We start from the raw sequence: 13419 nt of genomic DNA, 5'->3' as shown, positions 1-13419 counted from the left end.
ATAACTGGCGATTAAATAAAGAATGGAAGATAAAAAACAAAACCCCCACAACTCGACATTGCAGGGGTTATGACTGGACACTAAGTTTTAAATTAGCGATGACTTTCCAGCGTTGTCTCTGAGCGTTCTAGCCAAACGGGTTTATCGCTGGTCTTAGCCCAAACCTTATGTAAATGGCTATAAAATTTTGCTCTTTTTGGATAAAAAACCATAACCGGAAACGCAATAATGCCAGCTGTTACAGCTGCAGTGCGGCGTGCAAGTACCTGATTACGGGAATATTCGCGATATGTGGACATCGACATCCTCCTTCAGTTGCCACTTTATTTGCCGATCCTAGCTTTGCCCTATCATTCCCCATTAATACACATTTTTCATTAACACAGTAGTAAAGAGCGACTAAAACCGAGCAGATAATATGAAATATATTGACTGTGATTAGAATACTGCAAATTGTGTAATAAAACCACTCATCTGACCACTTAAAATGTAAATATGACTAAAAAAACTGACCATTCCGTATTTTTACTACATAATTTAACCAAGTGGTGTTTTATTTGAACATAAAAATCACAACTAATTAACAATAGGCAGTTCATTTCATAAACAACCACCCGCTCTTCCAAGCGAATAAATCGTTATTTTTATACTTTTTTTACACCCAGCCCATGCTTTTTATCAGCTTCTTTACAGCGAACCCTTTAGCCTTATCACATGGAAATAATAAGGAGAAAACACCGTGTCATTACTTTCCATTACTGGGGCAGTTCTTGTCATTTTACTGCTAGCGTATCTGATTTATGCCCTGCTTAACGCGGAGGATTTCTGATATGACGACGACCACATTGCTATTTTTAGGTAGTTTTTTGCTGATCCTATTCATCTTAGCAAAACCTTTAGGTAATGGGATCGCTCGGTTAATCGACAATGACATTCCCCGTCGATTAGCATCAAGTGAATCCCTACTTTGGCGTTTAACCGGTGTTAAACAGCCAGGAAGACACATGGCTGAGATGAATTGGCAACAATACGCCTTAGCGATTGTATTATTTAATATTTTAGGTTTTATTTTATTATTCGCTATTTTAATGAATCAAGGCTATTTACCGCTTAATCCACAACATTTTGAGGGAATGAGCTGGGATTTAGCCTTCAATACCGCAGTTAGTTTTATCACTAATACAAACTGGCAAGCCTATAGTGGTGAAAATACATTAAGCTATTTAAGCCAAATGGCTGGACTGACAGTGCAAAACTTTCTATCTGCAGCTACAGGACTTGCCGTTGCCTTCGCAATTATTCGTGCATTTTCACGCCATGGTAGTAAAACGGTTGGCAATGCATGGTTAGATATTTACCGAATTACGGTGTATTTACTCTTCCCTCTAGCGATTATTTTTGCACTATTTTTTGTCAGCCAAGGCGTTATTCAAAATTTTTCTAATTATTTACTTATTCATCCTTTAGATAGCAGTGAGCAGTTATTGCCGATGGGGCCCGTTGCTTCGCAGGAAGCGATAAAATTGCTCGGCACAAATGGTGGTGGATTTTTTGGCTCTAACTCATCACACCCCTTTGAAAACCCAACGGCACTCAGTAATTTTGTGCAAATGCTAGCTATTTTCCTCATTCCTACCGCCCTTTGCTTTGCTTTTGGTCGTGTTGTCGGCAACAACAAACAAGGTCATACCTTACTCTGGGTTATGGGGATCATTTTTGTGGTTGCTGCCATCGTCGTGGTTAAAGCGGAATATGTAGGAAACCCGTTTTTAACCGAGCTACACGCAACGAGTTCCGCCAATATGGAAGGAAAAGAGAGTCGCTTCGGGATCGTTGGCTCCGCTTTATTTGCCGTCGTTACTACCGCTGCATCTTGTGGTGCGGTTAATGCAATGCATGACTCCTTTACCGCGATGGGCGGCATGGTACCAATGTGGTTAATGCAAATTGGTGAGGTCGTATTTGGTGGTGTCGGCTCCGGTTTATACGGTATGTTGCTATTTGTGCTACTTGCCGTGTTCCTTGCAGGCCTGATGATTGGCCGGACCCCTGAATACCTCGGTAAAAAAATCGAAGTGCGCGAAATGAAAATGGTCGCATTGGCGATTTTGGTCACCCCAACCTTAGTGCTACTAGGTACAACTATTCCATTAATGACTGAAGTTGGGCGTGCTGGGATTTTAAATCCAGGCGCTCATGGGTTTAGTGAAGTGTTATATGCTTTTTCTTCTGCTGCTAATAATAATGGTAGCGCTTTTGCAGGTCTCAGCACAAATACCCCGTATTACAATGTGCTACTTGCGATAGCAATGTTTATCGGTCGCTTTGGTGTCATTCTTCCTGTTTTAGCGATCGCGGGTTCTATGGCCAATAAAAAACCACAAGCCCAAAGCCACGCTACTTTACCCACAACAGGCCCTTTATTCATTGGGTTACTGATTTTCACTGTGCTTCTCATTGGTGCCCTGACCTTTGTACCAGCCCTTGCTTTAGGTCCAATTGCTGAACAATTACACATTGGTTTTGCGGGATGATGAGGAGGAAAATATGAACAATAAAAATATTAAATTATTCGATAATAAGCTAATCAAACAATCTATTTTTGAATCTATCAAGAAATGTACACCACAAGCGCAATGGCGTAACCCTGTGATGTTTGTAGTTTTTATTGGCAGTATTATCACCACGTTTCTCTGGTTAGCCATGGTAATGGATTACACGCAAGGCAGTGCTTGGTTCAGTGGAATGATCACACTTTGGCTATGGTTTACGGTTATTTTCGCTAACTTTGCGGAAGCGCTCGCTGAAGGACGAAGCAAAGCACAAGCCCAAAGCTTAAAAGGTGTTAAACAACAAAGCAGCGCAACACGTTTAGCTTCCCCCTCACTGGAGGCAAGTCAAGAAATAGTGAGTTCAGACCAGTTACGTAAAGGTGATATTGTGTTGATCCGCGCAGGAGAAACCATTCCTTGTGACGGTGAAGTCATCGAAGGTGGTGCTTCGGTGGATGAAAGCGCAATCACAGGGGAATCCGCCCCTGTGATCCGTGAATCCGGTGGTGATTTTTCCTCTGTAACAGGAGGAACTCGCGTACTTTCCGATTGGCTGATCGTGGAGTGTACCGTTAACCCCGGTGAAACCTTCTTAGATAGAATGATTTCCATGGTTGAAGGTGCGCAACGCCGTAAAACGCCCAATGAGATTGCGTTAACTATTTTGTTAACTGCACTCACGATAATTTTTGTCCTCGTTTGTGCAACATTGTACCCTTTTACCCTTTTTGCCTCAGATTATGCAGGTGCCGGTGATGCGGTTTCTATTTTAGTATTGATTGCCCTATTAGTCTGTTTAATTCCAACCACCATTGGAGGCTTGCTTTCATCTATCGGTGTAGCAGGGATGAGCCGCATGTTAGGGGCAAATGTAATAGCCACCAGCGGTCGTGCTGTGGAAGCAGCAGGAGACGTTGACGTTCTATTACTCGATAAAACGGGAACGATTACACTGGGCAACCGCCAAGCCTCCGAATTTTTACCGCTAACGGGTATCACTGAGCAGCAACTAGCTGATGCCGCGCAATTATCTTCCCTAGCCGATGAAACACCCGAAGGCCGCAGCATTGTGGTGCTAGCAAAACAAAAGTTTAATTTACGCGAAAGAGATATTCACGCCCTGAATGCAACCTTTGTTCCTTTCTCCGCGATGACACGTATGAGTGGCGTCAATATTGGCGAACGAATGATCCGCAAAGGTTCTGCGGATGCCATCCGCCGTTATATTGAAGCTAACCACGGTAAATTTCCTGTTGAAGCGGATCAGCTGGTCGAAAAAGTGGCCCATTTAGGTGAAACGCCACTTGTGGTGGTTGATAATAAAACGGTTTTAGGTGTCGTTGCATTAAAAGATATCGTCAAAGGGGGTATGAAAGAACGCTTTGCACAAATGCGCAGTATGGGCATCAAAACCGTGATGATCACGGGGGATAACCACTTAACAGCCGCCGCAATTGCAGCCGAAGCAGGTGTCGATGATTTCCTTGCAGAGGCCACTCCTGAAGCCAAACTCGCGTTGATCCGCCAATATCAATCTGAAGGTCGCTTGGTTGCCATGACTGGTGACGGCACCAACGATGCACCGGCACTCGCGCAAGCGGATGTTGCGGTGGCAATGAATTCAGGCACCCAAGCAGCAAAAGAAGCCGGTAATATGGTGGATTTAGATTCTAACCCAACCAAGCTGATTGAAGTGGTGCACATTGGTAAACAGATGCTGATGACCCGAGGCTCATTAACTACCTTCAGTATTGCCAATGATATTGCTAAATACTTTGCGATTATTCCTGCGGCCTTCGCCGTAACATGGCCACAACTTAACGCATTAAATGTAATGCATTTGCACTCACCGGCCTCTGCAATTCTTTCCGCAGTGATCTTTAATGCATTAATTATTATTTTCCTGATCCCTCTAGCAATTAAAGGGGTTAATTATCGCCCAATGAGCTCACAATCATTATTGCAACGTAACTTAGGCATTTATGGTTTAGGCGGGCTGATCGTGCCATTTATTGGGATCAAGCTCATTGACCTATTTATTAGTCTCTTTGGGATATAAGGAATTGATTATGAATATGATCCGTTCATCGATTATTATGCTATTAATACTCACGCTTTTTACTGGTATAGCCTACCCATTAATGGTAACCGGCCTCGCCCATGTTTTCTTTCCATGGCAAGCTAACGGCTCTTTGCTCACTCAAGATGAACGCATTGTTGGCTCAGCCTTGATCGGGCAAAATGTGGATGACGCCCGCTATTTTCACGGTCGCCCCTCCTCAACTATTGATAGCCCCTACAATACATTAGCTTCTGGTGGAAGTAATTTAGCGGTCAGCAACCCATTATTACAACAAGTTATGACTGAACGCAGTGAACAACTGCGCGCAGAAAATCCCGATGCCAGTCATGCCATTCCAGCCGATTTACTCACATCGTCTGCCAGTGGCTTAGACCCCAATATTTCCGTTGATGCCGCGTTGTACCAAACGCCACGCATTGCAAAAAGCAGGCAAATTCCATTGGATGCGGTAAAATTATTGATAGAAACGCATACTGAACAGACATTGTTATCCTTTTTAGGCGAACCCGTCATTAATGTGCTAAAACTGAACTTAGCACTTGATGAATATCAACAACAAATAAATAGTCAAACTCACTAGGGGCTATGATGAACAATCAGGAACCTATCCGCCCTAACCCCGATGAACTCTTGGTCAAAGCCAATGAAATTGGACGTGGCAAATTAAAGATTTTTTTCGGGGCCTGTGCGGGTGTTGGAAAAACATATGCCATGCTCCAAGAAGCACAAAGACTCAGAGCGCAAGGGCTAGATGTGCTGATTGGCGTAGTAGAAACCCATGAAAGAGAAGAAACGGCCGCGCTACTTGACGGCCTTTCACTATTGCCCCCCAGACGTATTATTCATCACGGTCGTCGTCTAAACAGCTTCGATATTGACGCCGCAATTGCTAGGCATCCAGCCATAATTTTAATGGATGAGTTAGCATTTAGTAACCCTAATGGCAGCCGTCACCCTAAACGCTGGCAAGATGTCGAAGAATTATTAGATGCTGGTATTGATGTGTTGACAACCATCAACGTTCAACATATTGAAAGCCTGAATGATATTGTGGGAAGCATTACAGGTATTCGTGTACGTGAAACGGTTCCAGATCATATTTTTGATGCTGCAGACGAGGTGGTATTAGTCGACCTTCCTCCTGACGACCTACGACAGCGCCTTAAAGAAGGCAAAGTTTATATCCCAGGACAAGCCGAACGCGCCATTGAACATTTTTTCCGTAAAGGAAATTTAATTGCACTTCGTGAACTCGCTCTTCGCCGTACTGCCGACCGGGTTGATGACCAGATGCGTGAATTTCGCGACGGTAAAGGCCAAGCACCTGTTTGGCACACTCGCGATGGACTCTTGCTATGCATTGGCCATAATACGGGAAATGAAAAATTAGTCCGTACAGCCGCGCGACTTGCCGCAAAATTTGGCAGTGTCTGGCATGCTGTTTATGTTGAAACCCCTTCACTTCATCAGCTACCTGAAACCCAGCGCAGAGCTATCTTAAAAGCGTTACGCCTTGCTCAAGACTTAGGGGCAGAAACGGCCACGTTATCCGATCCTTCAGAAGAAAAAGCCATATTACGTTATGCACGAGAACATAATTTAGGGAAAATATTAATTGGTCGGCGTAATAAAGCAAACAAATGGTTTAAGCTCAATTTACGTCCCGGGTTTGCCGATCGTCTTGGTAAGCTCGGCCCTGATCTAGATTTAGTGATCGTCGCACTTGAAGAGCAAAGTGAGTGGGATAAAGAGCCGGAAAGAAAACCATTCTCTGAAAAATGGCGATCGGATATGAATGGCTATTTAATGGCTATTGTGATGTGCGCCGCTATCACTTTATTTTCACGTACCTTTTTATTGGCCCTCGATAAAGCCAACCTCGTGACACTCTATCTATTAGGTGTCGTGTTAATTGCATTATTTTATGGTCGACGGCCCTCTGTCTTTGCCGCGCTGGTCAACGTGATCAGTTTTGACCTGTTCTTTGTTCAACCTCATTTTTCCCTTGCGATCATGGACATGCAATATTTAGTCACTTTTACGGTGATGCTAATTGTTGGGGTTGTTGTGGGGAATTTAACTGCGGGTATGCGATACCAAGCACGTATCGCTCGGTATCGAGAACAACGGACACGTCATTTATATGAAATGACAAAAGAATTAGGCCAAGCCATTACCACAGATGATATTGGAAAAACAGGGTACCATTTTCTCAATAATGCCTTCCAAGCCAAAAGTTGCTTATTATTACCTGATGAGGATGGCCAATTAACACCGTTGCAATGTGATGGCTATACTGCAATGCAAATTGATAAAGCCATTGCTAAGTGGAGTTTTGATAAGCGCCAACCTGCTGGTGCTGGTACGGATACTTTGCCAAGTGTTCCTTATCAATTACAACCGATCACCACGGCAGATCAAACCCTTGCTGTTCTTGCGATTGAGCCAAAAAATATGCGCCAATTATTGATCCCTGAGCAACAGCGTATGCTGCAAACCTTTACGGGGCTGATTGCGAGTGCTCTTGCTCGTCTACAGCTGACCAAACAAGCTGAGTCTGCCAAATTAGATATTGAACGTGAACAACTGAGAAACTCGTTACTTGCTGCACTTTCTCATGACCTAAAAACACCGCTCACCGTTTTATTCGGTCAAACCGAAATTTTAATGTTGAATTTATCGGCGGAAAACTCGCCATTAACAGAGCAAGTCAACCAAATGCGCCAACAAGTACTTAGCACTTCGCGTTTAGTGAATAATTTATTGGATATGGCTCGCTTGCAATCGGGTAGTATTCAACCCAATTTAGCATGGGAATCACTACAAGAAATTACCAGTAGTGCCGTTAGAACCTTAGATTACACCTTACACAGTCACCCTTTAGAAATTGATATTCCAGCCGATTTATTACTTTATTGCGATGCTAATTTGATTGAACGGGTTCTAATCAATCTATTAGAAAATGCCGTAAAATACAGCCATAACGATACCCCGATTGGTATTCGAGCTGCCGTTGAAGGGCAAAAAATTCATATTGAAATATGGGATGCCAGCAATGGGATCCCAAATGGGCAAGAAAAAAATATTTTCGACAAATTTTCTCGGGCGCAAAAAGAGTCAGCGATCCCAGGGGTTGGCTTAGGGCTCGCTATTTGCCGTGCTATAATTCAATTACATGAAGGGGAAATTTGGGCGCAGAATAATAATAAAGGTGGAGCCAGTTTCCACTTTGTCTTACCTCTAAAGCAACTACCTGATATCGAAGTAGAAACATAAAGGATTAGCATATTGTGAGCACTAGCCATCAAATTCTAGTTGTTGAAGATGAAAAAGAAATTCGTCGCTTTGTTCGCTTGGCGCTGGAAGGTGAAGGCTGGAAAGTCTTTGAGGCGGAAAACTATCAACGCGGCCTCATTGAGTCCGGTACGCGACAACCTGATTTATTGATTTTAGACCTTGGCTTACCTGATGGCGATGGACTCAATTTAATTCGTGAACTACGCCAGTGGAGCAGTATCCCTATCATTATTTTATCCGCTCGCGAAGAGGAGTCGCAAAAGGTGGCTGCATTGGATGCCGGCGCTGATGATTACCTGACAAAACCCTTTGGTATTAGTGAATTACTGGCTCGTGTTAGAGTCGCTTTACGGCGTTTTGGCAAAGTAACTCAAGAAAACTCAAAATGCCAGTTTGGGGATATCACTATCGATTTTATTAATCGAATTGTTACCAAGCAAGGTGAAGAGCTCCACCTTACCCCGATTGAGTTCCGTTTACTCAGTGAACTGGTGGCTAATAGTGGCAAAGTATTGACTCAACGGCATTTATTACTACAAGTGTGGGGGCCTAATTATGTGGAACATAATCATTACTTACGCATCTACATGGGCCATCTACGGCAAAAGTTGGAGAATGACCCAGCACGCCCAATTCACCTATTAACCGAAACAGGGATTGGTTATCGCTTTATGCCTTAATCGACTATTAAGAATTGAATTCTAAGAATCTTACCGATAGTTTAAATTAAAAGTCTGCTTATAATTTCTTCACCTTTATTTCTATGGAGAGAAATTCGTGCAAATGCTTACCACCCAACTATCAAATCGTTTTTCATCTGCATTAGTGCTTTTTTTAAGTGTTTTTGTAACCACTCAAGCCCTTGCATTGAGTCCTGAAGAAAAAATTCGTACTGAATCATTATTAGCAGCACTTGGTAAACAGCAGGATCTTACTTTTACTCGTAATGGCACTGAGTATTCCGCTGTCGATGCTGAGTCTCACTTGCGATTAAAACTACGTAAAACAGAGAAACGCCTCAATACTGCAGAACAATTTATTGATAACGTTGCTTCAAAATCATCCATTACTGGTGAAGAGTATCAAGTCAAAGATGCACAAGGAAATGTGATCTCAGCCAATAAATATTTGCATGAATTATTAAAAGAAAAAGTGGATAACAAACCTCAATAAGTCGTATTACCCATAGAAAAAGCCGTGATATTAACTAGAAATATCACGGCTTTTTTTGTTCTAATTGACCCATCCTAAATAAGGTTGACACTTTTCCAATCTAAAATTGGAGAGTGTAATGAAAGCAATCACTAAACGAACTCAACGCGATTATTCCCTCGCTTTTAAATTACAGGTTGTTGACCAAGTAGAAAAAGGCGAACTCACCTATAAACAAGCTCAATATCAATATGGGATACAAGGATGTTCTACCGTTTTGGTATGGCTTCGTAAACATGGTAGATTAGATTGGTCTGAAGGTACGCCCAATACTCTTTATAAAGGTACTGCTATGACCCAAACTCCTGAGCAACAAACCCCAGAACAACGCATCAAACTACTCGAAAGGGAACTTGAAGAAGCTCGGCTTAAATCCGATTTCTTTGAAGCTGTTGTCAAAGTTATGGATAGAGACTTCGGAGTTCGCTTGTCAAAAAAGCGCAAGGCCGAGTTATTAAAGAAAAAACGGTTAAAAACCTCACCGTAACAATAGCTTGTCGTTTTATGAATATTAGCCGGCAAGCCTACTACAAGCGACAGGATAAGACTGAAGAACGACAAAAAATCGATACGGCCATTATTGATATTGTTAAGTCTGAACGCGCCTTTCATCCCAGACTGGGAGGGCGTAAGTTACATTTTATTTTAAAGCAAAAACAAATGATTATTGGTCGTGACCGGCTATTTACTTTATTGAAGGAACATCGGTTACTTGTGCCGAATAAGCGGGCTTATCATAGAACAACTTTAAGCCATCATCGTTTTCATCGACATCCAAATTTAATTAAGTCAGGATTTATCCCCACACAGCCTGAGCAACTCTGGGTAGCGGATATTACCTATTTATCGACACATGAGGGTGATACCTATTTAAGTTTAATTACGGATGCGTACTCGCGAAAAATCGTGGGATATCATTTAGATGACAATATGAAAACAAGTTCGGTGAAGAAGTCGCTGGTTCAGGCTTTAAAAAAACGCTGTTCGACAACATCGCTGATCCATCATTCAGATCGTGGGCTACAGTATTGTTCGTCGGAGTATCAAGAAATACATAGAAATCATAATATTCAATGTTCTATGACTGATGGCTATGATTGCTATCAAAATGCCTTAGCAGAAAGAATTAATGGAATATTAAAAATGGAGTATCTTCTAGTAAAACCAAGAAATTTAGAGCAGGCACGAAGGTTGGTTGAAGAATCAATCCAGATTTATAATGAAAGGCGCCCGCATTTATCATTAAACTATAAAACGCCCGATGAGGTTCACCGAGCGTTTTATGCCTGAAAAGTTGTCAACCTATATCAGGACTAGTCAAATGCTCTCGAACAGCCCTCTAAATAATTCATTTATCAGGGGCTCATTCGTGTTGTAGGAAAGCAGCAAGACCGCTAGACCCTAGGAGCATACATAAGTATGTGACTAGGGCAAATGGGTGAAGCTACTACACCTACAGCGCGAAGGATAACGAGGATTTTAGTTAGACTCGAGCTTAGCCCAAGTATCACGCAACCCCACAGTACGATTAAACACTAAATGATCTTCGCTGCTTAAACGGCTGTCAGCACAGAAATAGCCTTCACGCTCAAACTGATACGCCTTTTCTGCCTCTGCATTTTTCAGGCTTGGCTCAACAAAACCTTGGCGAATAACCAGTGACTCCGGGTTGATAACTGATAAGAAATCATCTTCTGCACCAGGGTTTGGTACTGTAAATAAACGGTCATACAGACGAATTTCTGCTGGTAATGCATGAGCGACGCTAACCCAATGAATAACGCCTTTGACTTTACGGCCATCTGCCGGGTCTTTATTCAGTGTGCCTGCATCATAACTACAGTAAATAGTTGTGATATTACCATCAGCGTCTTTTTCAACACGCTCTGCCTTAATAATGTATGCATTACGCAAACGAACTTCTTTGCCTAATACTAAGCGCTTATATTGGCGATTCGCTTCTTCACGAAAGTCTGCACGGTCAATATAGATTTCATTGCTAAATGGTACTTGGCGCGTACCCATCTCCGGTTTATTTGGATGGTTTGGCGCTGTTAAAATCTCTTCGCCAGCAGGCATGTTTTCAATCACCACACGAACTGGGTCGATAACCGCCATCGCACGTGGTGCTGACTCATTCAGGTCATCACGAATACAAGACTCTAAAGCGGCCATTTCAACGTTATTGTCTTGTTTAGTCACGCCGATACGTTGGCAAAATTCACGAATTGAGGCTGCGGTATAACCACGACGACGTAAACCCGAAATGGTTAACATACGTGGGTCATCCCAACCATTAACATGTTTTTCGGTGACTAGTTGGTTCAATTTACGCTTAGACATCACCGTGTATTCCAAATTCAGACGAGAAAACTCGTACTGACGTGGATGGCAATCAATGGTGATATTATCTAATACCCAATCATATAAACGACGGTTATCTTGGAACTCTAGCGTACATAATGAATGCGTAATCCCTTCTAATGCATCAGAAATACAATGCGTGAAGTCATACATTGGATAAATACACCATTTGTTGCCAGATTGGTGATGTTCCGCAAATTTAATACGATATAAAACTGGGTCACGCATCACCATAAATGGGGATGCCATATCGATTTTCGCACGTAAACACGCTTTTCCTTCTTCGAAGCCACCCGCACGCATTTTTTCGAATAATGCTAAGTTGTCTTCAATTAGGCGCTCACGGTATGGGCTATTTTTACCGGGCTCTTTGAGTGTCCCACGATATTCGCGAATTTCGTCTGGGCTGAGCTCATCAACATAAGCTAAGCCTTTTTTGATCAGCTCGATCGCGTATTGATACAAGGTATCAAAGTAGTCAGAGGAATAACGAACATCGCCGCTCCACTCAAAACCAAGCCATTTAACGTCTTCTTGAATTGAGTTAACGTATTCGACATCTTCTTTTACAGGGTTTGTATCATCAAAACGTAAGTTACATTGGCCCTGATAATCCTTGGCAATGCCAAAATTCAAGCAGATTGATTTAGCATGACCAATATGTAAATAGCCATTCGGTTCAGGTGGAAAACGCGTATGCACTGACGTGTGTTTTCCAGTCGCCAGATCTTCATCTATGATCTGACGGATAAAATTTGTTGGGCGAGCATCTGCCTCATTCATTGTCATCATTCCTCAATGCCAAAAGCGCGCTAAAAGCGTGTAGTATCTGAATATATTCTACCATAATCAATCAGGAAACAACCGTTTGATTGCGCCAAGTGCAGCAAAAGCGATGACCTAGAAGAATTTAGGGCAAAAAGCCCATCTTTACCCGCCGATATACGCTATTTTTAAGCCAGTAACATAACAGTCAAAACAATGAGTAACAGTAGCGGATAACTTTGAGCATGACGTTTATCGCTCAGGTAAGGCATTAATAAAGAAGCAAAACGGATCCCTAACCACGATGTCACAATGAGAATTAATGCCCCTTTGATATAGATCATCCCCAGAAAGCCTGCTCCGAGGTCAATGTGTTTATCAATGGCGAAATAAAAATAAGTTAATGTACCCGTGATTGCCATTGGTAATGTCAATGGGTTCGCAAAGGCAGCGGCTTGGATCATACTCGCACCTCTACGTCGCATTAAAGGAACTGTCATCACACTGCCACCAACACCTAAAAATGCCGCCACCGCACCAATCACCACTCCAATCGGGGTATCGGCAAAAATACCACCACGGGAGGCTTGTATACCTATAGATCCTGTTTTCATAAAACCAGGACGTATAAAACAATCTAGAATAGTGATAATGAGATAACCGATGAATATCCAACGAATTAATGCACTATCTACGGATAGCGCAACAATTGCCCCAAATATGCCACCAATTGAAATTGGAATAATAAAAGGACGTATAATTGGCCAGCTGAGATTCCCTTTTAAATAATGAGCGCGACTTGATAACGTTGATGAAAAAATCATCACGCAGGTTGAAGTTGCCACCGCAATCTGCATTGCCACAGTTCCTGCATCGCTTTGTGGCCCCCACACTAAGGTAATCAAGGCATATAACAGTGGAACCGTAATAAAACCGCCACCGAAGCCGAATAGTGCCGTTGTTATTCCTGAAATGAATCCAAATAAACACAGTAGCCAATCCACAGATAAGTCCTCATGAGTCATTGAAAAGTTATCTTATCGATGAAAAAAGCGCCTTGCTTATGCAAACTTGACAACCTTGTTTGAGATTTCGCCAATGTTATTAATAAATGCAATTTTTAACGTATTATTCATAACTACCTTT

Annotated in this window: 11 protein-coding genes; 8 read left to right on the top strand and 3 right to left on the bottom strand. The window is 42.4% G+C overall.

Annotated features, from left to right (window positions below; translation table 11 throughout):
- Window positions 1–92: 92 nt before the first annotated feature.
- The gene (locus M0M83_RS05540) at window positions 93–299 is read right to left on the bottom strand and encodes a YbfA family protein (RefSeq protein ID WP_036957942.1); all 207 of its coding nucleotides are present in this window, start codon (window positions 297–299) and stop codon (window positions 93–95) included.
- A 440-nt stretch (window positions 300–739) separates the two neighbouring features.
- Between M0M83_RS05540 and kdpF the strand changes: the two genes are divergently transcribed.
- The 8 genes from kdpF to M0M83_RS05505 all read left to right on the top strand — a co-directional run bounded on the left by kdpF (window position 740) and on the right by M0M83_RS05505 (window position 10434).
- Window positions 740–829, top strand: coding sequence for a K(+)-transporting ATPase subunit F (gene kdpF, locus M0M83_RS21980; protein ID WP_125894147.1), 90 nt, complete (start codon window positions 740–742; stop codon window positions 827–829).
- 1 nt (window position 830) lies between these two features.
- On the top strand, window positions 831–2534 hold the full coding sequence (gene kdpA, locus M0M83_RS05535; RefSeq protein ID WP_248467804.1) for a potassium-transporting ATPase subunit KdpA: 1704 nt from the start codon (window positions 831–833) through the stop codon (window positions 2532–2534).
- 13 nt (window positions 2535–2547) lie between these two features.
- On the top strand, window positions 2548–4611 hold the full coding sequence (gene kdpB / locus M0M83_RS05530; RefSeq protein ID WP_248467802.1) for a potassium-transporting ATPase subunit KdpB: 2064 nt from the start codon (window positions 2548–2550) through the stop codon (window positions 4609–4611).
- A gap of 10 nt (window positions 4612–4621) precedes the next feature.
- Complete coding sequence (gene kdpC, locus M0M83_RS05525) at window positions 4622–5215, top strand: potassium-transporting ATPase subunit KdpC (protein WP_248467800.1); 594 nt, start codon at window positions 4622–4624, stop codon at window positions 5213–5215.
- Between the two features lie 8 nt (window positions 5216–5223).
- Window positions 5224–7911: a two-component system sensor histidine kinase KdpD gene (gene kdpD, locus M0M83_RS05520; protein WP_213914242.1), complete on the top strand. Its 2688-nt coding sequence runs from the start codon at window positions 5224–5226 to the stop codon at window positions 7909–7911.
- Between the two features lie 11 nt (window positions 7912–7922).
- On the top strand, window positions 7923–8612 hold the full coding sequence (gene kdpE, locus M0M83_RS05515; protein ID WP_213914249.1) for a two-component system response regulator KdpE: 690 nt from the start codon (window positions 7923–7925) through the stop codon (window positions 8610–8612).
- A gap of 103 nt (window positions 8613–8715) precedes the next feature.
- On the top strand, window positions 8716–9105 hold the full coding sequence (locus M0M83_RS05510; RefSeq protein WP_125894257.1) for a DUF5329 family protein: 390 nt from the start codon (window positions 8716–8718) through the stop codon (window positions 9103–9105).
- Between the two features lie 118 nt (window positions 9106–9223).
- Window positions 9224–10434, top strand: a protein-coding gene (locus tag M0M83_RS05505) for an IS3 family transposase (RefSeq protein WP_423811116.1) whose coding sequence is annotated in 2 segments (ribosomal slippage) — window positions 9224–9566 and window positions 9566–10434 — 1212 coding nt in all. Because the reading frame shifts where the segments join, the coding sequence is not laid out codon by codon here.
- Between the two features lie 189 nt (window positions 10435–10623).
- Here M0M83_RS05505 and glnS read toward each other — a convergent pair.
- Complete coding sequence (glnS, locus tag M0M83_RS05500; protein ID WP_148099020.1) at window positions 10624–12291, bottom strand: glutamine--tRNA ligase; 1668 nt, start codon at window positions 12289–12291, stop codon at window positions 10624–10626.
- A gap of 170 nt (window positions 12292–12461) precedes the next feature.
- Window positions 12462–13277, bottom strand: a complete 816-nt coding sequence (locus tag M0M83_RS05495) for a sulfite exporter TauE/SafE family protein (protein WP_213914248.1) — start codon at window positions 13275–13277, stop codon at window positions 12462–12464.
- Window positions 13278–13419 lie beyond the last annotated feature (142 nt).

The sequence above is a fragment of the Providencia rettgeri genome, from assembly GCF_023205015.1.
Classification (GTDB): domain Bacteria; phylum Pseudomonadota; class Gammaproteobacteria; order Enterobacterales; family Enterobacteriaceae; genus Providencia; species Providencia rettgeri_E.
This window is presented reverse-complemented; position numbering and strand designations above follow the sequence as displayed.

Bases quoted from the DNA above. Each gene is read 5' to 3' on its own strand.
- M0M83_RS05540 (WP_036957942.1), bottom strand. From the start codon at position 299: ATGTCCACATATCGCGAATATTCCCGTAATCAGGTACTTGCACGCCGC.
- kdpA (WP_248467804.1), top strand. From the start codon at position 831: ATGACGACGACCACATTGCTATTTTTAGGTAGTTTTTTGCTGATCCTA.
- kdpB (WP_248467802.1), top strand. From the start codon at position 2,548: ATGAACAATAAAAATATTAAATTATTCGATAATAAGCTAATCAAACAA.
- kdpC (WP_248467800.1), top strand. From the start codon at position 4,622: ATGAATATGATCCGTTCATCGATTATTATGCTATTAATACTCACGCTT.
- kdpD (WP_213914242.1), top strand. From the start codon at position 5,224: ATGAACAATCAGGAACCTATCCGCCCTAACCCCGATGAACTCTTGGTC.
- M0M83_RS05510 (WP_125894257.1), top strand. From the start codon at position 8,716: ATGCTTACCACCCAACTATCAAATCGTTTTTCATCTGCATTAGTGCTT.
- glnS (WP_148099020.1), bottom strand. From the start codon at position 12,291: ATGAATGAGGCAGATGCTCGCCCAACAAATTTTATCCGTCAGATCATA.